We start from the raw sequence: 20,236 nt of genomic DNA on the forward strand, positions 1-20,236 counted from the left end.
ATGCAAAATATTAAGACCAATCATGATGGATGTGACACTGATGCGCGAGGCTTAACAAGCCTGAAGCGCATTTTAACGCTTGTGTTTGGCGCATCTCGGCAAACGCCCCTGCCCGTCATCACCGCAAAGGGGCAAGCAGCCCCGGCGCACAAGATGCTTCTGACCCCTAAGGCGCTCAATCGTCTATAAGCGCGCAATTTTTGCCAACCGGAATACCAATTTGGACACTTCTACGCCTACTCGCTGGATGACGCCTGCTGGCCTCATTCCCGTCGCCATTGCTGGCAGCCTGTTTATCTGGTTCGCGCAGATGATCCCGGTGATCGGTGGCGGCGACACGCTGCGCTATGTTTGGGAATGGGTGCCCAGCCTTGGGGTGAACGTCAGCATCTATATTGACGGGCTCAGCCTGACCTTTGCCTTGTTGATTACGGGCATCGGCGCGCTGGTGATGCTCTATTCCGCCCGTTATCTGGCCGGGCATGTGCATCAAGCGCGTTTTTCGCTTTATCTGACCAGCTTCATGCTGGCGATGATTGGGTTAGTTGTGTCTGACAACCTATTGGCGTTGTTTGTCTTTTGGGAGCTTACAACGATCACATCCTATCTCCTGATCGGGTTCAGCCATGACACTGCAAAAGCGCGTCGTTCTGCGCTGCAGGCCCTGTTGATGACAGGTGTCGGCGGCCTGGCATTGCTCGCAGGCATCATACTGATTGGCACGACCGCGGGCACTTTTGAGATGTCCGAAATCAACGCGATGGACGGTGCCTTGAAAGACAGCGTCATGTATCTGCCCATCGTGCTGCTGGTGCTGGCTGGCGCGTTTACCAAATCGGCGCAGATACCATTCCACTTCTGGCTGCCCAACGCGATGGCCGCCCCGACACCTGTCAGCGCCTATTTGCACTCTGCCACAATGGTCAAAGCAGGTGTCTATCTGATGGCACGCACGCATCCGTCACTGGCCGGGACGGATTTCTGGCTCTGGACCCTGACGATTTTTGGCGCGATCACCATGGTTTTCGCCTCGGTCATGGCCTTGCGCCAGACTGATCTGAAGTTGGCGCTGGCCTACACGACGCTGATGGCGCTTGGCGCGCTGACGCTGCTTTTGGGCAATGAAAGCGGGTATACCATCACCGCCGCCGCGACCTTTCTGATCGTGCACTCGCTTTACAAAGCCGCCCTGTTCCTTGTGGTCGGCATTCTGGATGCGCAGACCGGCACGCGCGATGCCAATAGCCTTTTTGGCTTGGCGCGCGCTACCCATCACCGCAGCCGCCGCCGCGATTGCGGCCTTTTCGATGGCCGGATTTCCACCCTTCCTTGGCTTTATCGGCAAAGAACTCAAATATGCTGGTGCCATCGCAGTGGCGTCCGAGCCAATCTTTGTGGCCGGTGCCGTCTTGATTTCCAGCGCCTTGATGGTCGCGATTGCCGGGATCGTGTCTTTCCGCCCATTCTGGAGCAAGTCCGGCGCACCCATCCCACATGTCAAAGAAGCCCCATGGCCGATGCTCGTTGGTCCCGTTGTGCTGGCCGTGTTAGGCGCGTTCTTTGGGATTTTTCCAGAGACCTTGGCGACGACATTGGTCAATCCAACCGTCGCCGCAATCATCGGCAATGCGGAACCCGCGAAAGAGCTGAAGTTATGGGCTGGGGTGAACCTGCCGCTGTTCCTGAGTATCGCAACCTTTGTGCTGGGCTTTACGATCTACTTTTACAAGCAAAAATTGCGCGAGATCCTGATCGGTATGACCACACGCGGCCCCAGCTTTGACGACGGTTGGGACAAGCTGATGGCCGGTATCGCCTCTGGTTCAAAGGCACTGACGCGGGTGATCCAGACGGGTGTCCTCTATCACTACATGGTTGCAACCTTTGGCACAGCGCTCGCGGCCCTTACGGTCACGCTATGGTTACGAAGCACGGGCGTTCCGGCGATGGGCATCCCGCTGGTCGAGCTTTGGGATTGGCTGGTGTTCCTGCTGGTTTTGCTTGGCGCAATCCTGACCCTGATGACCAATTCGCGCATCACGGCGATTGCCGGACTGGGTGTAGTTGGCATCGGCATGGCGATGATCTTTATCCTCTACAGCGCGCCAGACGTGGCGATTACGCAGCTTTTGGTGGAAACGCTGGTCGTCGTTCTGTTCGCCGCTGCTGCATTGAAACTGCCGCACCTCACGCCAGAACCACTGCGCAAGCGCTGGTTAGATGCGCTGATTGCTGTTGGTCTCGGTGTGGTCACGACCGTCATTATGCTCAAGGTCACTACCGGTCCGATCGACCGCGAGTTGACCACATTTTTTGAAACTGCCAGCTGGCCCGAGGCTTTTGGCCAAAACATCGTCAATGTGATCCTCGTCGACTTCCGCGCCTTGGATACGTTCGGCGAAATCGCGGTCGTCCTGATTGCCGCGATCAGCATCTTTGCCCTGCTCAAAAGCAAGCCAGAGGAGGAGAAACCATGAACTCTGTCATCCTGATCGCTGGCGCACGCCTGCAAGCGGTCCTGCTGCTGGTGTTTTCAGCCTATATGATGTTGCGCGGCCATAACGCGCCCGGCGGTGGCTTTATTGGTGGGCTGATCGCGGCCACAGGTTTCGTGATCTACGCTATTGCGTGTGGCACAGCGGATGCGCGCAAGGCATTGCGCTTTGATCCGGGCAGCATCGCCGGTGCCGGTCTCGGGATCGCCCTGTTGGCCGGTATCATGGCTGTGTTTTGGGGTGACGCGCTGTTTACCGGTCAATGGCTGTTCATCGGCGCGACCGAGGATAGCAAGGGCATTCCCCTGTCCACTGTGCTCGTCTTCGACATTGGCGTCTATCTGGTCGTTCTTGGTGCGATCCTGTCGATCACCTTTGCGCTTGAGGATGCCGTCTGATGGAACAACTCCTCTCTGTTCTGATTGGCGTTCTTGTCGCGTCTGCCGTCTATCTGATGTTGGCGCGCAATCTGTTGCGCTTTCTCTTTGGACTGATCCTGTTATCGAACGCTGCGAACCTGACCATCTTTGTCGCCGGTCGCCTGACACCGGGCGCGCCGCCATTGGTGCCCGATGGCCTGAATGCGCCTATCGGCGATGTGGCGAACGCCCTGCCCCAGGCGCTGGTGCTGACCGCTATCGTTATTGGCTTTGGCCTCTTTGCCTTCGCCCTCATCCTTGCCTTCCGTGCTTATCAAAGCCTTGGCACCCTGAATACCGACGAGATGCGCGTCGCCGAACCTAAAGAAAACTAATACATGAGCTGGTATCTCACCCTTCCACTGGTCATTCCCTTTGTGGCGTCGATCATCGCTTATCTGCTGCGGTCTTCGCGCTTTGGGGCGTGGGTGTCGATCATCGGATCGGGGCTCGGGCTGATTGCATCGGTCGTCTTGATGGCGGTGGTGCTGGATGCCGGTGTGATCGCCGGGCAGATGGGCAACTGGCCAGCACCCTTCGGCATCACGCTGGTCGCGGACCTGTTGTCAGCCGTTATGGTGCTGATCACTGCGATCACGGGCTTTGCCGTCGCAATTTACGCCTTGGGCGATATCACTGAACGCCAGTCGCAGTTGGGCTACCACGCCTTGTTTCAAATCCTTCTGGCCGGTGTCACGGGCGCCTTTCTGACCGGCGACCTTTTCAACCTTTACGTCTGGTTTGAGGTCATGTTGATCGCCTCTTTCGGCCTGCTGATCCTGAACGGTGGGAAAGAGCAGGTCGACGGTGGTGTGAAATATGTGGCCCTGAACCTGATCTCGACCATCCTGTTCCTCACCGGCATCGGCCTGCTTTACGGCATGACCGGCACGCTGAATTTCGCAGACCTCGCGCTAAAGGTCGAAGAGGTCGAAAACCAAGGCCTGCTAACTGTCGTCGCCATGATGTTTATGGTGGCCTTCGGTGTGAAAGCGGCGGTCTTCCCCCTGTTTTTCTGGCTACCCGCAGCCTATCACACACCCAGCTTTTCGGTCTCGGCGGTCTTTGCGGGCCTGCTGACCAAGGTTGGCGTTTATGCCCTGATCCGGATGTTCACCATGGTCTTCGACCATGACATCGGGTTCACGCATACGGTGCTGTTGTGGGTCGCCTGTTTCACCATGGTGATCGGTGTTTTGGGTGCCGCCGCACAATCGGATTTCCGCAAGATCCTGTCCTTCCACATCATCAGTCAGATCGGCTACATGATCCTTGGTCTGGCGCTGATGACACCACTGGCGATTGTGGGTGCGGTATTCTATCTGGTTCACCACATCATCGTAAAAGCGAACCTGTTCCTGATCGCAGGTGTCGCGAAACGGCTGACGGGCGGGACAGAGGTTTACCAGATCGGCGGTCTTTACAAATCGGCTCCCTTCCTTGCGGTGCTATTCCTGATCCCCGCCTTCTCGCTCGCCGGTTTCCCGCCACTCTCTGGCTTTTGGGCAAAATACATTATCGTCAAGGCGACGCTGGACGTTGAGATGTGGTTCGTGGCCTTCATCGCCCTCGCTGTCGGCCTGATGACGATCTATTCGATGACCAAAATCTGGGCCGAGGCGTTCTGGAAACCCCACCCCGATGGGATCGAACCGGATATGAAAACGCTGCCCAACAAGGCAGCACAGATCATTCCCGTCGCTGGCCTGGCCGTGCTGACCATCATCATCGGCCTCAACCCCGACCCCTTCGTGATCTTCGCAGAGCGCACAACCGAACAACTGCTTGATCCGACGGCCTATATCACCGCCGTACTCGGAGAGACGTCATGAACCTGTTTCTTCTCAACCTGTTGCTGGCCGTTACGTGGGCCGGGCTTTGGGGCAGTTTCACGCTGACCCAGCTGGCCTTTGGCTTTGTAATGGGTTTCCTGACCCTCTGGATCGCGCAACCGCTTTTTGATGGCCCCAGCAGCTATTACGTGCGCGCCTACCGCATCGTGCGCCTCGTCCTGTTTTTCCTGTATGATCTATGCGTATCCAGCATTCGCGTGGCCTATGATGTCCTGACACCAAAAGACCACAGCACACCGGCGATCCTTGAGATGCCGCTGGATGTGAAGTCAGATATTGAAATCTTGCTGGTCACGAACCTGATATCGCTCACCCCCGGCACGTTGAGTCTTGATGTCACCCCGGACCGCAAAACGCTGATCGTACATGCCATGTTTGCCGATGATCCCGAGGAAGTGATCCATAACCTGAAATCTGGTATGGAGCGCATGGTCAAAGAGGTGTTTGAGGAATGACGTCTGCTGAGTTTCTGGACTGGTCCATCTATGCGACCTTCGTCATGGTGATGCTGTCGCTGGCGATTGCCTTCATCCGATTGGCCAGAGGCCCAAGTCTAGCTGACCGCGTTGTGGCGCTCGATATGATGACCGTGTCGATCATCGCTGTATGCGGCGTTGCTGCGGTGGCAACCGGGGTGTTTGCCTTGCTGGATGTGGCACTGGTGCTGGCGCTGGTTGGGTTTCTGGCGACCGTAGCGCTCGCTCGATTTGCAGAACGACGTGACGCGCGCAAACAGGATGCGAACCATGATTGACATTATCATCGCCCTCTTTCTGCTTTCTGGTGGGTTTTTTGCCCTGATCGCGGCAATTGGCGTGTTGCGTCTGCCCGATGTTCTGACGCGTATGCATGCCTCGACCAAGGCCGGTGTTTTGGGCAGTAGCCTAATTCTTGTCGGTGGTGCGATCTATCTGCAAGAAACCGAAGTGACGGCCCGAGTCGTTGCAACCATCATATTTCTAATGCTGACCGCACCCATTGGCGCACATATGATTGGCCGCGCCTCGGTCAGCGACTTGAAGCAGAGGCACGGTAAAGTCAAAAACGGTACGTAAAGCGCTTGCAAGCCACCCGGCCGCAGGCAACATATAAGCAACGCGATACCAAGGAGCTGCCGCAATGCCCGACACGTTTGATCTGTTGATCAAAGGCGGTCAGATCGTCACCCCGGAAGGTGTTCTGATCGGTGATCTAGGCGTGCTCGGTGAGAGTATCGCGGCGATCGGCACCAACCTTGGCCCGGCCAAAACCACAATTGATGCCACAGGCAAATACGTGATGCCCGGCGGCGTCGATCCACATGCCCATATCGAACAGATGTCCGGCATGGGTGTCATGAATGCGGATACATTTGAAACCGCGACAAAATCTGCCGCGATGGGTGGCACAACCAGCGTGATTTCCTTTGCGGCACAGGCCAAAGGCGCAAAACTTTCGGACACTGTCGCAGACTACGTAACCCGCGCCACACGGGGCGCGATGATCGATCATGCCTTTCATATGATCGTCAGCGATACTGACGTGCCGGATTTCGCCACGGATCTGAGCGCATTGATTAAGGCGGGGCACCGGTCGATCAAAGTGTTCACGACCTACAACATTCAGCTGTCCGACGCGCAAATCCTGCAAACCATGCAGATTGCGCGCGAAAACGGTGCCTTGGTCTGTGTGCACGCGGAAACGGACGCCATCATCGCCGAAGCGAAAGCGGCCCTGATCGTCGTAAGCAAAACCGCCCCGCACCATCATGCCGCCTCGCACCCGCGCATGGCCGAGATTGAGGCGATTGAGCGCATGTGCCGCTTTGCCGAATATCTTGGACAACCGGTGATGATCTTCCACGTTTCAACAACCGAAGGGGCCGCAGCCGTCCGCGCGGCCCGCGACCGCGGCGCGCCAATCTGGGCTGAAACCTGCCCGCATTATCTGTTCATGACCGAAGACATATTGCACCAGCCCGGACTGGAGGGCGCAAAATGGATGTGCTCGCCGCCACAGCGGACGGCGGCGGATCAGGACGCCCTATGGGACGCGCTGAACGCTGGCGACCTGCAACTGGTGTCGTCGGATCATGCCCCCTACCGCTATGACGAGACAGGTAAGCTCTCGGCCGGGCCTGAGGCCGCTTTCCAGGATATCGCAAACGGGTTGCCCGGGCTTGAAACCCGCCTGCCGCTGATGTTCGACGCGATGGTCAGCAAAGGGCGCGGTGGGCCCGAGGGTTTTGCCAAACTGACCGCGACAGCACCGGCTCAGATCTACGGGCTGCCAAACAAAGGACGCCTTGCCGTGGGTATGGACGCCGACATCACGCTTTGGGATCCTGCCAAATCCGTGACCTACGGCGAAAACGACTTACACGACAACGTTGGCTACAATCCTTGGGTCGGGCGTACCATCGCCGGTTGGCCCACCGACGTCTGGTTGCGTGGCAACCATATCGTTCAGAACGGGACTTTCACAGCCTCCCCCGGCAGTGGCCATTGGATTGACCGTCCAACATTGGCCACACCGCCCACCAAACCTCTGCGCGAAGGATAAACATGCCCCGCCCCGATACGCGCAACACGCTTGCGATCACCTTCCTCTACTACCGCGACCTGCCGACAGCGATGCGGTTCTATGAAGACGTTCTCGGGCTAGAGTTGGCGATCGACCAAGGCTGGTGCAAGATTTATCAGATTTGCCCCGGCGCACATGTGGGGCTGGTGGATGAAACCCGCGGCATGAACAAATGGCAGCCGGTCAAAACCGTGCAATTGTGCATCCGCGTGCCTGATGTGGACGCGTGGTATGCCTACGCCAGGGAAGAGAACCTTGACGGCCTGTCAGAGCTTTTCGTGAACGATGAAATCGGCATCCGTGCTTTTGTCTTCAACGACCCTGAGGGTTATCAGATCGAAATCCAAACAGCGACGCGAGACGGCGCATGAGTGGCGATACACTGATAGTGATCAATCCCAATTCGTCACAGACCGTGACGGATGGGATCAAACTCGCGCTTGATCCTTTGCGTAAATTCGGCACCCCCATTCGGTGCCTGACGCTGAACGATGGCCCAACGGGCATTGAAAACCAGCGACAGGCTGATCTAACAATTGGCCCGATGCTGCGTCTTGCCGCCAGCCAGAAAGATGCGGCGGGCTATGTCATCGCCTGTTTCGGCGATCCCGGGCTGCATGCGCTGCGCGATCAAACCGCCCTGCCCGTTGTCGGCATACAAGAAGCGGCAGTGATGACCGCCCTCACCCTTGGTCAGCGGTTTGGGGTCATTGCAATTCTGCCTGCCTCCATCCCGCGTCATTTGCGCGCCTTTGGGGCAATGGGGGTGCTGGACAGGCTTGCCGGTGATCGCGCCCTCGGCCTTTCGGTTGCGGACCTCGCCGATGCAGATAAAAGCCTTGATGCCATGATCGCGACCGGCAAACGCCTGCGCGATCAAGACGGCGCCGATGTCCTGATCATGGGCTGCGCTGGCATGGCGCAATATCGGCATCTGCTGGAAACAGAAACCGGTCTGCCAGTCGTCGAACCCTGCCAAGCAGCAGCCGCAATGGCGCTTGGCCAGATCGCTCTTACACTTAGTCATAAAGGAACCAGTCATGCTGGATGAAACCGCCCAAGGTGTCTTTACCATCGCCGTAACACCCTTCCTGCCAGACGGCGCATTGGACTGGGATAGCGTTGATCGGATGGTTGATTTCTATATCGAAAAAGGGGCAACTGGCCTCACGATCCTTGGGATGATGGGTGAGGCTGGCAAGCTGACGGCGGAGGAATCCATTGCCGTCGTCAAACGTGTTACCGCGCGCAGCAGCGTACCGATTGTTGTCGGTGTCTCTGCCCCGGGGTTTGCGGCGATGAAGACGCTGAGCGATGCCGCCATGGACCTTGGGGCTGCAGGCGTCATGGTCGCCCCACCGGGCAGCCTGAAGACCGATGATCAAATCCTGGCCTACTATCACAACACAGCAGAAGTGCTGGGAGAGACCCCTTTTGTGCTGCAGGATTTTCCACTGGTGACCAACGTCGTGATCCCGACAAAGGCCATCCTGCAAGTGGTCGAAGACTGTCCGACCTGTGTGATGCTGAAACACGAGGATTGGCCGGGGCTGGAAAAGATCAGCGCCCTGCGCGCGGCATCCGACGCGGGCGCCCGGCGGATCTCGATCCTCTGCGGAAATGGCGGGCTTTTCCTTTTGGAAGAGATGATACGCGGGGCCGATGGGGCGATGACCGGCTTTGCCTACCCCGAAATGATGGCGCAGGTCGTCAATGCCCATCGCGACGGCGACATCGATCATGCGCGCGATATCTTTGACGCTTACATGCCCATGGTGCGCTATGAGGCGCAGCCGGGGCTGGGTCTGGCCATCCGCAAATACACTTTGGCGCAGCGGGGCGTGATCACGCATGACACTGTGCGCCGCCCCGGCGGCGTACTGAGTGCCGCGACAAAGAAAGAGGTAGATGCGTTGGCAACACGGCAGGCCCTACAGCTGAAGGCTCTTGGTACAATCGAGGCGTTGTAAAGGTTTGCCCATCGCGTATCTTCTCTAACGGCGGACCTGGTTGGCAAAGATTAGCCTCGGACTTCGCCTAGCTTAAGCTCGCGGCGCGGCACACGCAAAGGTAGAACCCCCAACATCTAACAACTACCATAGCGGATGTTCTTTTTACGATTTCCGGAACAGCTTCTTCCGGCACCGATATCGACCGGTGATCAGAACGGACTTAAAGCTCATCCTCAGGAAGCTGCAATGCCGGTATTCCAACTATATAATCTTTCGGATTTCGACGCCACCAACACCACGGCGTCACTTGTCGCTAAGCTACGACGCATCAAACAACGTCATACTAACCATTGAAGATGGTCCCCTGCTAAATGACGATGTTCTGGACGGGGATTTCTCGGCCAACGAAGTTGGGATCGATCCCGACCAGTTTGGTGTGGCGACTTTTGCGGGTGGCGGCACTGTTGGCTCTCTGCAGCCGGGGAGTGAAACAACCGTCTATTCCGAGACAGAATTCGAGCTGACGGCCCCGGGGCAGACGACAATTATGTTGTTTCAGATCGAAATTGAGGGACAGTTGGTTGGTTTCTTACCGACAACACCATTGGTTCCCGGCGTGGTCTATTCCTACGTCGCATCGAACACCGTTCCCGGGCCCGGCAATGAAACGCTCTATGACGACATTGTCGGAGCGGTGTGCTTCACACAAGGGACGCTCATAGAAACGCCCGAAGGTCAAAAACCAATAGAGGTACTTTGCGAAGGCGACGCTGTGAAGACGCAGGATGGGATCGCCCGGATACGCTGGATTGGTTCACGCAAGTATGGTGCGGTAGCCTTGTCAGAAAACCCAAAACTTCTGCCCATACGTATCTGTGCCGGGGCATTGGGGCATGGTCTTCCTCTGCGCGATTTGTGGGTCTCGCGACAACACTGGATGTTGGTTTCATCAAAGATCGTAGAGCGAGTCTGCGGGACAACTGAAGCACTAATTGCCGCCATCAAGCTGACGAAGGTCCGAGGCATACTTGTTGATGAGAATGCGCAAGAGGTTGAGTATTATCACATGCTCTTTGATCGACACGAGATCGTTTTCGCGGAGGGCGCGCCTAGCGAGAGTTTGTTTACCGGGCCTGAAGCGATGAAATCCCTCTCATCACAAGCGCGAAACGAAATCCTGACTATCTTTCCTGAACTACGCAATTCCGAACACCAGCCAAGCAGCGCCTGTACAATGCCACCTGGATCGACCCAAAAAGTGATTGTTGAACGTCATCAGAAGAATAACCGCCCGCTATTGCAGCAATATCTGACGGGCTGACGACGTCGTTCAGAACAAGTCGTTTAGCTGTCCGGGCTAGCCTTCAAAGGCAAATCTGAGAGGGACCAAAGCATATGTATCGACCCGCCAAGAAGCGCAGCGAAAAGCCTTGCCAGCCCAAACTGGCAAGAGAAAGCAGATACTCTTGAGAAACGGTTGGTGCGACCACGCGCGCATCGCTTACCGGACAGGCGCGCGCGCGTGGGAGACATCAAACGAGCTTTCGCCAAGGCGGTTCGGGACGCCGAGTTAGGGGGGTTACGCCCCACACACTTAAGCACACGGCGATCACATGGGCCTTGCAGTCGGGTGCCACTGTCTGGGATGCCGCAGGCTACTTCGGGACGAGTCCGGAGACAATCCAGCGCGTGTACGGACACCATTCGCCGGATCACCAGAAGAGCGTTATCGAGGCGATCAATCGGCTCGGAAGGTAGCCGAATCCGACGGAAACGGGACCCAAACGGGACCCCGACCAACAATTCAAGGTTACGATATCGTTATTTTGTTGGCGCACCCGAGAGGATTCGAACCTCTGGCCTCTGCCTTCGGAGGGCAGCGCTCTATCCAGCTGAGCTACGGGTGCCTGAAACGTTCTATAGCTGTGCGCCCTGCCCCTCGCAACGGCAATGAGCGATCTTAGGCAAAAAGATCGTGACACAGCTCCAATGCATCGATCAGAACGTCGACCTCATCGGTGGTGTTATACATCCCAAATGATGCGCGGCACGTGGCCCCAACGCCCATATGCTCCATCAATGGCATCGCGCAATGGGTCCCGGCACGCACCGCCACGCCCTTTTTGTCCAGAACGGTCGAGATGTCATGGGCATGTGCCGCCCCATCCAGTGTGAACGAAAAGATCGCACCTTTGGTTGCGGATTGTCCCTGCACGTTCAGCCAGTTCAAGCCGTTTAGGCGATCCCGCGTGTAATCTCTTAGGCTTTGTTCATAGGCTGCGATTTGCGCCATGCCGATGTCCATCATGTACTCAAGCGCCACTCCCAGCCCGATCGTTTGCACGATGCCCGGAGTGCTTAGCCTCAAACATCATCGGCGGGTCGTTCCATGTAACCGCATCGCGCGTCACATCGCGGATCATATCACCGCCGCCCATAAAGGGGCGCATCTCGGCCATACGTTCTTTGCGCACATAGATCGCCCCGGACCCGGATGGGCCATACAGCTTATGCCCCGTGATGGCATAGAAATCACAGCCGATGTCAGAGACATCCACCGGCATATGCACCGCTGACTGGCTGCCATCAATCAGCACAGGCACGCCCTTGGCCTGGGCACCGGCAGTGATGGTTTTCACATCGACAACCGTGCCCAACACATTGGACATATGCGTGACAGCAACCAGTTTTGTTTTCGGCCCAATAGCGTCGATCACTTTTTGCGGATCCAGATCACCATTGGCGTCCACATCGACCCATTTGATCACCACGCCCTGACGTTCACGTAAAAAGTGCCATGGCACGATGTTGGCGTGATGTTCCATGATCGATAGGACGATTTCATCACCTGCCTCAAACCGTGGCATCGCCCACCCATAGGCCACCATATTGATGCCCTCGGTGGTGCCCGAGTTGATGATGATCTCATCCTCGGATGGTGCATTCAGAAAACCGGCAATGATCCCCCGCACGCCCTCATACCGTTCGGTTGAAAGGTTGCTCAGGTAATGTAGCCCGCGATGCACATTGGCATATTCTTCGGCATAACCACGCGTGACCGCATCAATCACAACCTGTGGTTTTTGCGCCGAAGCCCCGTTATCAAGATAGACCAACGGTTTGCCATTCACTTCGCGTGAGAGGATGGGGAAATCCCTACGGATGCCCGTTACATCAAGTGTCATGCCACGCCTCCTGCTGGTCCGATGCCCAGAATTGCCAAGGCGATACCCGCCAAAAGGGCTGTGCCCATCAAAGCCAGAAAGATCGCGACAAGCGATTTCCCGAGGTTCTTAAACCCATGCAAAACGTTGATAAAGTTCAGAAAACACCAGATCAGCGCACCCAATGACAAAAGCCCGAAGATCGCCCCGATTGCTGGTATGATCAAAACAAGCACGACCTGGATCGCTTCAAGCGTCAGGCTGATGGATTGGAACCAGACAAGGATGGCCAACGAACCCTGTAACGTCCCTTCGCCGCCCATGATCTGGCCAGCGTAGTAGATACCAAACACAAAGAGCACCAGAAACACACCGATTATCCCGGCAAATCCGAACGGCGACACCGCGAATGCCTGTTCTTGAAACGCGACTGGCGCTGGCGATATCATCTGCAGCAGCACGACAAGGATCACGTTCAGCACAGCAACCAGTGCAAGACCTGTCCAAAGCGCATCGCGCGGCAGATCCATTGCAATGACCTTGCGCGCACTGTCTGTCGGTTCCATGATGCTGGTCCAGACGGCACGCATCCATGTTTGAAAATCTACGGTCATGATCTGCTTTCAGCTTCGCGCAAGGTTTGAACCCATATGATCAGAAACACAACCGCGCCGATCACACTGACAAGCGTGGCCTGACTGCCCGGCCCGATTAACCCGCGTACCAATCCATAAAACAAGAACAAAGGAGAGGTTGCCAGAAGCGTCCAGAACAATGCGAGCCGCGCGCCAAACCACGTGCCGGAACCACCCAAAACCTTGGCAATCATATGCGATAAGGCGGCCACACCGTACATGAACAATGGCAGAATGATAACCGCACTGAAGAACGTATAGGTCATCATCCCTTCAAAATTCATCTCGGATGGCCATGGTGAAGGCTCATACCCGTCGGCGACCCGCCGCAAACGCGGCCATTGCGCCACGAAGATCAGAAAACAACTGACCATCAGATACATTATCGCACGGTCTTCACGCCGCCCCTGCGCCAGCAGGTCGCGCATGACATGACGCGGCCTGCGCCATGTGCGCATTATGTCATTGGTAACAGGCATTAGCTGCGGCGCGACAACCAGCCTTCCAGCCGGTCCCTGAGATCACCCGCCAATCCCTCGTCTTCAATCTCATCCAAAGCCTCTGCCAGAAAAGACAGTGTCAACAGATTGCGCGCGTCATGCAGAGACACACCGCGGGACCGCAAGTAAAACAGGGCCGTTTCATCAATCGCCCCAGAGGTGGACCCGTGTGAACACGCCACATCATCGGCATAAATCTCAAGTTCGGGCTTGGCGAGGAAGACGCTGTCATCATCCAGCAAGAACGACTGGCTGATCTGATAACCATCCGTCTTCTGCGCCCCTTCCTTCACCAGGATCTTGCCCTGAAAAACACCGGTGGCCCCGTTGCGCAGAACCTTCTTAAACACCTGACGGCTTTCACAGTTCACGGCGTCATGTGTGATGAAAACCGTGTCATCATGATGGAAATCCTTGCCGTCGCCGACGCATGCACCGGCCACATGGGCCACGGCATCATCGCCCGTGATTTCCAGCACACATTCGTTGCGTGTCAGAACACCATTAAAGGTCAGCGTGAATGACTTGAACGTTGAATTCGCCGCTATCCTTGCAAAACAATGGGTTACAGCGCGACGCTCATGATCACGGCCCTGCGCACGGACGTGATGAAACGTGCCGCCTTCGGCCACTTCAACCTCTAGCTGTTTGGAGAACCGGGCCGCAGCTGGCCCGGTTTCTAACAACGTCACTTCAGCGCCAGCGTCAACTTTCACCACATTGTGCAAGATCGCGTCCGAGGACACGTCCTTGTGCAAATAGATGAAGTTGATTGGTTTTGATGCCTTGCCAGTCGCATGGATCACAACGCCATCGGTTGCCAGCGCCGTGTTCAACGCCGCTAAAGGACGCTCAACAGGTCTTTGTCCGCGCGCTTCCAGCACACCATAGATATCCTTGGCCCAGTGGATATCTGTCGTCATCGCGTCTGCAAGGCGCTCGATTTTGACGCCTTCGGCGGTCAGGTCATCAGACGCATCTGCATCAAACACCCCATCGACAAAGACAATCTTCACGCGGTCTACCGCATCGAAAAGCGGACCTTCGTCATTGTGAAACAGCGCCGCCTCTGGCGCGTCCACGGTGGTCAGCGAGGTTGGATCAGTGTACTTCCAATACTCATCGCGCTTCGTGGGAAGGCCCATATGGTAAACCCGCGCCATTGCATCGGCCCGTGCTGCATTGCCCCATGCCGCCCCTTGCGGCACTTCCACATCGGCTAGTCGCGCCGCTGTGGTATCCACTTTAGCTTTGCAAGTGCCATCAGGCCACCTCTGCCAGAATATCAGCATAACCGTTGTTTTCGACTTCCAGCGCCAATTCGGGCCCACCTGATTTCACAATGCGACCGTCTGCCATGATGTGCACGACGTCAGGCTTAATGTGATCCAGCAAACGCTGGTAATGGGTAATCACCAAAAATGAACGGCCCTCGGACCGTAGCGCGTTCACACCCTCTGAGACCAGTTTCATTGCATCAACATCCAAACCTGAATCCGTCTCGTCCAGGATGCACATCTTTGGTTCCAGCATCGCCATCTGTAAGATTTCATTGCGCTTCTTCTCGCCACCAGAGAAACCCACATTGACCGGACGCTTGAGCATATCAGCATCGATTTTCAGGCTTTTCGCCTTTGCCCGCACCTCTTTCAGGAAATCACCCGCGCTCAACTCATCTTCGCCACGCTCTTTGCGCTGCGCGTTTACCGCCGTGCGCAGGAACGTCATGTTGCCGACGCCGGGAATTTCCACGGGGTACTGGAATGCCAAGAAAAGGCCCGCCGCCGCGCGCTCTTCCGGTTCCATCTCTAGCAGGTCTTCACCTTCCAAAGCAGCAGACCCGCCCGTAACCTCATAGCCATCCTTGCCGGACAGCACGTAAGACAGTGTCGATTTGCCCGATCCATTCGGCCCCATGATCGCATGCACAGTACCGGGCGCGATCTCCAGATCGACACCTTTCAGGATTTGCTTGTCTTCTTCTTCCAGTTTGACCTCTAGGCCTTTGATTTCCAACATGAGTTTCTCCTAAAGAAAAGTGGGAGCAACAACGTCAAATACCCCGGTGCGGAGTTTTCCGCCGGGGCAACTGTTGCGCATTGAGTTAAGACTTAAAGGCCGTAGACGGTTCCGCGATACACGACGGAATGCTGTGTCGTTGCTTCCATCACCTGTTCGACATGCTCTGCGGTGTAGATATAAGCCATCTGGTCTGGCCAGCGCCAGATCAGATTGTGCCCGGCGACCAGCATCGCGGCAATCCCTACAATCTGACCAACCCGGTCGAATGCCCCGCGTTTGCCCAACAGGACGGACAGCATCAGCATCGCCCAAAACGCCATGAACAACTCTAACGCCATCACGACGTCGCCATCCAGAGACAGACCAAAGAACCTGATCCGCACGACCTGTGCGATCATCATTGCGAAGGCGCCGATGACCATGGCGACAATGAACTTGGCCAGAAAAGAGTCTTCGTCCCGCTGCACCTTTTTCTTGATCTTGTCGCGTGAAACGCGCTTGGGGATATGCATGCCCAGGTCGGGATCGTAATACGACTTGTTGCGCGGGTTTTGGATATTCTTCACGCGCGCGCGAAAATCGTTGATATCCTGTTTTACCATTGCCATGCGTCACAATCCCATCAATTGCCTTATCAATGCTTAATCGCATCGAACTGGGGCAAGAAATGGGCCGTGACGTGACAGAGACACGACAAATATCATGATACGGGCGAGGCATCACTAGCCGACGGAGCCTTCCAGCGAAATCGCCACAAGCGCCTGCGCTTCCATCGCAAATTCCATCGGCAGCGCCTGCAGCACTTCCTTACAGAACCCGTTTACCACCAAAGCGACCGCCTCTTCCTCGTCCATCCCGCGTGAGCGACAGTAGAACAGCTGGTCATCATCCACTTTGGATGTTGTAGCCTCGTGCTCGACCCGGGATGAGTTATTCTTGACCTCGATGTACGGCACGGTATGCGCGCCACATTTGTCGCCAATCAACAAGCTGTCACACTGGGTATAGTTCCGTGAAGATTTCGCCTTGGGGTGCATGGACACCAATCCACGATAGGTGTTTTGGGCCTTACCCGCGCTGATCCCCTTGGAGACAATTCGCGACTTTGAGTTCTTGCCCAGATGCACCATCTTCGTGCCGGTATCGGCCTGCTGCATATTGTTGGCAATCGCGATGGAATAAAACTCACCCTGGCTATCATCCCCGCGTAGGATGCAGCTTGGGTACTTCCACGTTACTGCGGAGCCTGTTTCCACCTGCGTCCACATCACTTTGGCGCGATCGCCACGGCAATCGGCGCGCTTGGTCACAAAGTTATAGATACCACCATTGCCGTCTTCATCACCGGGATACCAGTTCTGCACGGTGGAGTATTTCACCTCAGCGTCTTCCTCGACAATGATCTCAACAACCGCCGCGTGCAGCTGTGCTGTGTCACGCTTGGGCGCAGTGCAACCTTCCAGATAAGAGACGTAAGACCCCTTGTCAGCAATGATCAGCGTGCGCTCAAACTGGCCGGTGTTCTCAGCATTGATGCGAAAATAAGTGCTTAGCTCCATCGGGCAGCGGACACCCGGTGGGATGTAGACGAAAGACCCATCTGAAAACACAGCCGAATTCAGCGTTGCGTAGAAATTGTCAGATGGCGGCACTACGGTGCCAAGATACTTCTTCACCAGCTCAGGGTGGTTCTCAATCGCCTCGGAAATCGAGCAGAAGATCACCCCCGCTCTTTCCAGTTCCTTCTGGAAGGTCGTACCGACCGACACCGAGTCAAACACCGCGTCCACAGCAACCTTGCGGCCCTCAGCCGGGGCATCCTCAGCCCCTTCAACGCCAGCCAGAATCATCTGCTCTTTCAGCGGGATGCCCAGTTTCTCATAGGTCGCCAGCAGTTTCGGATCGACCTCATCCAGCGACTTCGGCTTTTCTTCCATGCTCTTGGGACGTGCATAGTAGTAGATATCCTGAAAATCGATGTCAGGATAGTTGACCATCGCCCATGTGGGTTCTTCGATCTTTTCCCAACGTTCAAATGCGGACAAACGCCACTCTGTCATCCATTCAGGCTCGTTATTCTTCTTGGAAATCAGGCGCACAATATCGGGGGTCACACCCTTAGGCGCATACTCCATCTCAATCTCGGTTTCCCAACCATATTTGTAATTTCCCGAGAGTTCTTTCACTGCATCCACAGTGTCCTGATCAACGCCGTCTTTGACTTCCATCGTATCCAAAGCAGTCATTTCTTCATCCTCTCAAGCGGCCCTACGCCGCGCCCGTTTTTCGCTCCAGGCCTGCACAAAGCGCATGACCTCATCTTCCGTCGTCTCGATACCCAGTGACACGCGGATCGCGCTTGATGCCACTTCATCCTCTAGTCCCAGTGCTTGCAGCACCCGGCTTGTCTTGACCTTGCCGCTGGAGCAAGCAGACCCCGCCGAAACAGCAAAACCCGCCAGATCCATCGCCATAACCTGCGTTTCGCCCTTCCACCCCGGTGAGGCGAAGCAACTGGTGTTTGGCAGGCGCTTCACGCCTTTCCCGACAAAAATAGTACTCTTTTCGGCGGCCTCAATGGCTGTTTCTAGAATATTTCTAAGTTTCTCAATTCGGTCCCATTTTCCGGCTGCCAGATCGGCTTGCGCAGCCGCCGCAGCAGCGCCCATTCCGGCAATGGCAACGACATTTTCGGTCCCGGAACGACGGCCCATTTCCTGCCCGCCACCTTTGATTTGCACAGCAACATCAGTGCCTTGCGGAAAGATGAGCGCGCCAACACCCTTGGGGCCGCCAAACTTGTGGGCCGAAAGAAAGACCATCCCCACGCCGGACCAGGAAAACGCAAAAGGTACCTTGCCAAATCCCTGAGTGATATCGCTGACCGCCAAACCTTGCGGCAATTCCTGAACAATACCCGTTTCCGAATTGGCCAGTTGCATCGTTGATCCCGCAGGATCACTCACCTGCACCGCGCCATTCACTAGCGGCAAACACGGGTCAACCCAGGCATGCACAGCATCATGCTCAATCGACGCGGCCTTCAAGTCGCGCCCTGCCAAAGCGAGCGCCGCAGCCTCTGTCGCACCAGAGGTAAACACCACATCTGCGCCAGAAGCGCCCACAGCCTCGGCAATTTGGGCCCGTGCCGTTTCGATGATCCCTTTCGCCGCGCGCCCTTCCGCATGCACCGACGACGGATTACCCACAACATCCATCGCCGCAATCATCGCGTCACGGGCCTGCGGCCGCAAAGGCGTGGTTGCATTATGATCCAGATAAGCTCTCATATCTTCTCATGTTCCAAAATACCTCGGGGGAGCCGAAGGCGGGGGCAGCGCCCCTTAAGTCGCGTCGTCAACAACCTCGAACAAGGCAGGCACAGCCGGACAAGGGGCCAGCTCATTGCTCACAACATCTGACAAGCGCGCTTGGTGGAGAAACACGTAGACATGGGCGCTCAGCCCTTCCCACAAACGGTTGGCCATGGATTGCGCACGCGAACCAGACGTCGCGCCTGACGCCCCTGCCCCTTTGTGCATGGCGGATACCGTCTCATCGACGGCGCCTAATATCTCGGCCACGCGGATATCGGATGGGGGGCGTGCCAAACGGTATCCGCCCCCGGGCCGCGCACCGAGTCCACCAATCCGGCCCGGCGGAGTTTCACAAAAAGCTGCTCCAAATACGGCAAGGACACATCCTGACGCTTCGAAAGCTCGGTCAGATTCACCAGCGCGCCTTCCTCTTGCAACGCAAGATCAGCCAAGGCGACCATCGCATAGCGGCCTTTCGTGCTCAATTTCATCAGCATCCCCCCGGAATACAGGCGTAAATTCATTGACGGCGCGGTGCTGCATCATTACTCCACCGTGACCACAACAATTATGGCTTTTGTCCTAATTTAGAATCTTTCTAAGGTGTCCAAGCATTTTCGTCAAGAATGCGACCGGACCAATAGCAGCAACGGAAATACGTATGCCCGAAGTCATCTTTCCCGGACCCGAAGGTCGCCTTGAAGGCCGCTATCACCCGCAAAAAGACCGGGACGCGCCGATTGCCATCGTGTTACACCCGCATCCGCAGTTCGGCGGGACGATGAACAACCGGGTGGTCTACAATCTGCACTACGCCTTCTATAACATGGGCTTCACCGTGTTGCGCTTCAACTTTCGGGGTGTGGGGCGGTCACAGGGTGAATACGATCAGGGCGTTGGCGAACTATCCGATGCCGCCTCGGCCCTCGACTACCTGCAATCGATGAACAACAACGCCAAGCACTGTTGGGTCGCGGGTTTCTCTTTCGGCGCATGGATTGGCATGCAACTGCTGATGCGTCGCCCTGAGATCACGGGTTTCATCTCGGTCAGCCCACCTGCGAACATGTACGATTTCAGCTTTCTGGCCCCCTGCCCGTCGTCCGGCCTGATCATCAACGGCTCAAATGACCGCGTCGCCCCGCCTGCCGACACCGTCAGCCTTGTCAACAAACTGCACGAACAAAAAGGCATCACCATTACCCATGACGAAATGGAAGGTGCCGGTCACTTCTTCGAAGACCCGCATATGGACCCAATGATCGACACTGTACGCACCTACGTGCGTCGTCGCCTGACAGAGAACACACGCTAGCC

Annotated in this window: 21 protein-coding genes, 1 tRNA gene and 2 pseudogenes; 14 read left to right on the plus strand and 10 right to left on the minus strand. The window is 56.3% G+C overall.

All coding sequences use genetic code 11. The annotated features are described in order from the left end of the window. The first annotated feature begins 220 nt into the window (after positions 1-220). The 13 genes from QTO30_RS05550 to QTO30_RS05610 all read left to right on the plus strand — a co-directional run bounded on the left by QTO30_RS05550 (position 221) and on the right by QTO30_RS05610 (position 10,602). A complete protein-coding gene (locus QTO30_RS05550) occupies positions 221-1,783 on the plus strand; it encodes a proton-conducting transporter transmembrane domain-containing protein (protein WP_340423061.1) in 1,563 nt (520 codons plus the stop codon). Beyond that, positions 1,758-2,477, plus strand: a complete 720-nt coding sequence (gene mbhE / locus QTO30_RS05555) for a hydrogen gas-evolving membrane-bound hydrogenase subunit E (protein WP_340423062.1) — start codon at positions 1,758-1,760, stop codon at positions 2,475-2,477. Before QTO30_RS05550 ends, mbhE begins: the two co-directional genes overlap by 26 nt. Beyond that, positions 2,474-2,893, plus strand: coding sequence for a Na+/H+ antiporter subunit B (locus QTO30_RS05560; RefSeq protein ID WP_340423064.1), 420 nt, complete (start codon positions 2,474-2,476; stop codon positions 2,891-2,893). Before mbhE ends, QTO30_RS05560 begins: the two co-directional genes overlap by 4 nt. Next, positions 2,893-3,249 carry a Na+/H+ antiporter subunit C gene (locus tag QTO30_RS05565; protein WP_340423067.1) on the plus strand — a complete coding sequence of 119 codons (357 nt, stop codon included), beginning with the start codon at positions 2,893-2,895 and terminating at the stop codon, positions 3,247-3,249. The genes QTO30_RS05560 and QTO30_RS05565 overlap by 1 nt, the downstream gene beginning before the upstream one ends. A gap of 3 nt (positions 3,250-3,252) precedes the next feature. Next, positions 3,253-4,746, plus strand: a complete 1,494-nt coding sequence (locus QTO30_RS05570; protein WP_340423069.1) for a Na+/H+ antiporter subunit D — start codon at positions 3,253-3,255, stop codon at positions 4,744-4,746. Continuing rightward, positions 4,743-5,222, plus strand: coding sequence for a Na+/H+ antiporter subunit E (locus QTO30_RS05575; protein WP_340423071.1), 480 nt, complete (start codon positions 4,743-4,745; stop codon positions 5,220-5,222). Before QTO30_RS05570 ends, QTO30_RS05575 begins: the two co-directional genes overlap by 4 nt. Continuing rightward, the gene (locus tag QTO30_RS05580; RefSeq protein WP_340423073.1) at positions 5,219-5,521 is read left to right on the plus strand and encodes a monovalent cation/H+ antiporter complex subunit F; all 303 of its coding nucleotides are present in this window, start codon (positions 5,219-5,221) and stop codon (positions 5,519-5,521) included. Before QTO30_RS05575 ends, QTO30_RS05580 begins: the two co-directional genes overlap by 4 nt. Further along, positions 5,514-5,822 carry a monovalent cation/H(+) antiporter subunit G gene (mnhG, locus tag QTO30_RS05585; RefSeq protein WP_340423074.1) on the plus strand — a complete coding sequence of 103 codons (309 nt, stop codon included), beginning with the start codon at positions 5,514-5,516 and terminating at the stop codon, positions 5,820-5,822. Before QTO30_RS05580 ends, mnhG begins: the two co-directional genes overlap by 8 nt. A gap of 64 nt (positions 5,823-5,886) precedes the next feature. After that, a complete protein-coding gene (gene hydA, locus QTO30_RS05590) occupies positions 5,887-7,308 on the plus strand; it encodes a dihydropyrimidinase (RefSeq protein WP_340423075.1) in 1,422 nt (473 codons plus the stop codon). 2 nt (positions 7,309-7,310) lie between these two features. Then, complete coding sequence (locus QTO30_RS05595) at positions 7,311-7,700, plus strand: VOC family protein (RefSeq protein WP_340423076.1); 390 nt, start codon at positions 7,311-7,313, stop codon at positions 7,698-7,700. Next, positions 7,697-8,380: an aspartate/glutamate racemase family protein gene (locus tag QTO30_RS05600; RefSeq protein WP_340423078.1), complete on the plus strand. Its 684-nt coding sequence runs from the start codon at positions 7,697-7,699 to the stop codon at positions 8,378-8,380. Before QTO30_RS05595 ends, QTO30_RS05600 begins: the two co-directional genes overlap by 4 nt. Next, positions 8,370-9,299 carry a dihydrodipicolinate synthase family protein gene (locus QTO30_RS05605; RefSeq protein WP_340423079.1) on the plus strand — a complete coding sequence of 310 codons (930 nt, stop codon included), beginning with the start codon at positions 8,370-8,372 and terminating at the stop codon, positions 9,297-9,299. Before QTO30_RS05600 ends, QTO30_RS05605 begins: the two co-directional genes overlap by 11 nt. A 289-nt stretch (positions 9,300-9,588) precedes the next feature. Further along, on the plus strand, positions 9,589-10,602 hold the full coding sequence (locus QTO30_RS05610) for a Hint domain-containing protein (protein ID WP_340423081.1): 1,014 nt from the start codon (positions 9,589-9,591) through the stop codon (positions 10,600-10,602). 509 nt (positions 10,603-11,111) lie between these two features. On the opposite strand, the gene QTO30_RS05615 is transcribed toward QTO30_RS05610, so the two are convergent. The 10 genes and pseudogenes from QTO30_RS05615 to QTO30_RS05660 form a co-directional block, all read right to left on the minus strand. Beyond that, a tRNA-Arg gene (locus QTO30_RS05615) sits at positions 11,112-11,188 on the minus strand. A gap of 53 nt (positions 11,189-11,241) precedes the next feature. After that, positions 11,242-12,466, minus strand: a pseudogene (locus tag QTO30_RS05620) (cysteine desulfurase). Then, positions 12,463-13,059 (minus strand): YIP1 family protein, encoded by a 597-nt coding sequence (locus QTO30_RS05625; protein WP_340423082.1) that lies wholly within the window; start codon positions 13,057-13,059, stop codon positions 12,463-12,465. The pseudogene QTO30_RS05620 and the gene QTO30_RS05625 overlap by 4 nt, the downstream one beginning before the upstream one ends. Further along, positions 13,056-13,538 (minus strand): YIP1 family protein, encoded by a 483-nt coding sequence (locus QTO30_RS05630; RefSeq protein WP_340423084.1) that lies wholly within the window; start codon positions 13,536-13,538, stop codon positions 13,056-13,058. The genes QTO30_RS05625 and QTO30_RS05630 overlap by 4 nt, the downstream gene beginning before the upstream one ends. 20 nt (positions 13,539-13,558) lie before the next feature. After that, a complete protein-coding gene (locus tag QTO30_RS05635; protein ID WP_445327134.1) occupies positions 13,559-14,824 on the minus strand; it encodes a SufB/SufD family protein in 1,266 nt (421 codons plus the stop codon). A 19-nt stretch (positions 14,825-14,843) separates the two neighbouring features. Beyond that, entirely contained in the window at positions 14,844-15,599 is a 756-nt protein-coding gene (gene sufC, locus QTO30_RS05640) for a Fe-S cluster assembly ATPase SufC (RefSeq protein WP_340423087.1), read from the minus strand. A gap of 92 nt (positions 15,600-15,691) precedes the next feature. Beyond that, positions 15,692-16,210: a hypothetical protein gene (locus tag QTO30_RS05645; RefSeq protein ID WP_340423089.1), complete on the minus strand. Its 519-nt coding sequence runs from the start codon at positions 16,208-16,210 to the stop codon at positions 15,692-15,694. Between the two features lie 114 nt (positions 16,211-16,324). Beyond that, positions 16,325-17,848 carry a Fe-S cluster assembly protein SufB gene (gene sufB / locus QTO30_RS05650; protein ID WP_340423090.1) on the minus strand — a complete coding sequence of 508 codons (1,524 nt, stop codon included), beginning with the start codon at positions 17,846-17,848 and terminating at the stop codon, positions 16,325-16,327. Positions 17,849-17,860: 12 nt separating this feature from the next. Then, a complete protein-coding gene (locus QTO30_RS05655) occupies positions 17,861-18,892 on the minus strand; it encodes a cysteine desulfurase family protein (RefSeq protein WP_340423092.1) in 1,032 nt (343 codons plus the stop codon). Positions 18,893-18,946: 54 nt separating this feature from the next. After that, positions 18,947-19,410, minus strand: a pseudogene (locus QTO30_RS05660) (Rrf2 family transcriptional regulator). Positions 19,411-19,580: 170 nt separating this feature from the next. Between QTO30_RS05660 and QTO30_RS05665 the strand changes: the two are divergent. Further along, on the plus strand, positions 19,581-20,234 hold the full coding sequence (locus QTO30_RS05665) for an alpha/beta hydrolase (RefSeq protein ID WP_008236002.1): 654 nt from the start codon (positions 19,581-19,583) through the stop codon (positions 20,232-20,234). The last annotated feature ends 2 nt before the right edge of the window (positions 20,235-20,236 follow it).

This window comes from Yoonia sp. GPGPB17, from assembly GCF_037892195.1.
Taxonomy (GTDB): Bacteria; Pseudomonadota; Alphaproteobacteria; order Rhodobacterales; family Rhodobacteraceae; genus Yoonia.

What these genes read in the sequence shown, in the direction of transcription:
- hydA (WP_340423075.1), top strand. Translation starts at nt 5,887, where the DNA reads ATGCCCGACACGTTTGATCTGTTGATCAAAGGCGGTCAGATCGTCACC.
- QTO30_RS05645 (WP_340423089.1), bottom strand. Translation starts at nt 16,210, where the DNA reads ATGGCAATGGTAAAACAGGATATCAACGATTTTCGCGCGCGCGTGAAG.
- QTO30_RS05600 (WP_340423078.1), top strand. Translation starts at nt 7,697, where the DNA reads ATGAGTGGCGATACACTGATAGTGATCAATCCCAATTCGTCACAGACC.
- mbhE (WP_340423062.1), top strand. Translation starts at nt 1,758, where the DNA reads ATGACCACACGCGGCCCCAGCTTTGACGACGGTTGGGACAAGCTGATG.
- QTO30_RS05665 (WP_008236002.1), top strand. Translation starts at nt 19,581, where the DNA reads ATGCCCGAAGTCATCTTTCCCGGACCCGAAGGTCGCCTTGAAGGCCGC.
- QTO30_RS05565 (WP_340423067.1), top strand. Translation starts at nt 2,893, where the DNA reads ATGGAACAACTCCTCTCTGTTCTGATTGGCGTTCTTGTCGCGTCTGCC.
- QTO30_RS05580 (WP_340423073.1), top strand. Translation starts at nt 5,219, where the DNA reads ATGACGTCTGCTGAGTTTCTGGACTGGTCCATCTATGCGACCTTCGTC.
- QTO30_RS05595 (WP_340423076.1), top strand. Translation starts at nt 7,311, where the DNA reads ATGCCCCGCCCCGATACGCGCAACACGCTTGCGATCACCTTCCTCTAC.
- sufB (WP_340423090.1), bottom strand. Translation starts at nt 17,848, where the DNA reads ATGACTGCTTTGGATACGATGGAAGTCAAAGACGGCGTTGATCAGGAC.
- mnhG (WP_340423074.1), top strand. Translation starts at nt 5,514, where the DNA reads ATGATTGACATTATCATCGCCCTCTTTCTGCTTTCTGGTGGGTTTTTT.
- QTO30_RS05625 (WP_340423082.1), bottom strand. Translation starts at nt 13,059, where the DNA reads ATGACCGTAGATTTTCAAACATGGATGCGTGCCGTCTGGACCAGCATC.
- QTO30_RS05570 (WP_340423069.1), top strand. Translation starts at nt 3,253, where the DNA reads ATGAGCTGGTATCTCACCCTTCCACTGGTCATTCCCTTTGTGGCGTCG.
- QTO30_RS05560 (WP_340423064.1), top strand. Translation starts at nt 2,474, where the DNA reads ATGAACTCTGTCATCCTGATCGCTGGCGCACGCCTGCAAGCGGTCCTG.
- QTO30_RS05575 (WP_340423071.1), top strand. Translation starts at nt 4,743, where the DNA reads ATGAACCTGTTTCTTCTCAACCTGTTGCTGGCCGTTACGTGGGCCGGG.
- QTO30_RS05605 (WP_340423079.1), top strand. Translation starts at nt 8,370, where the DNA reads ATGCTGGATGAAACCGCCCAAGGTGTCTTTACCATCGCCGTAACACCC.
- QTO30_RS05630 (WP_340423084.1), bottom strand. Translation starts at nt 13,538, where the DNA reads ATGCGCACATGGCGCAGGCCGCGTCATGTCATGCGCGACCTGCTGGCG.
- QTO30_RS05655 (WP_340423092.1), bottom strand. Translation starts at nt 18,892, where the DNA reads ATGAGAGCTTATCTGGATCATAATGCAACCACGCCTTTGCGGCCGCAG.
- sufC (WP_340423087.1), bottom strand. Translation starts at nt 15,599, where the DNA reads ATGTTGGAAATCAAAGGCCTAGAGGTCAAACTGGAAGAAGAAGACAAG.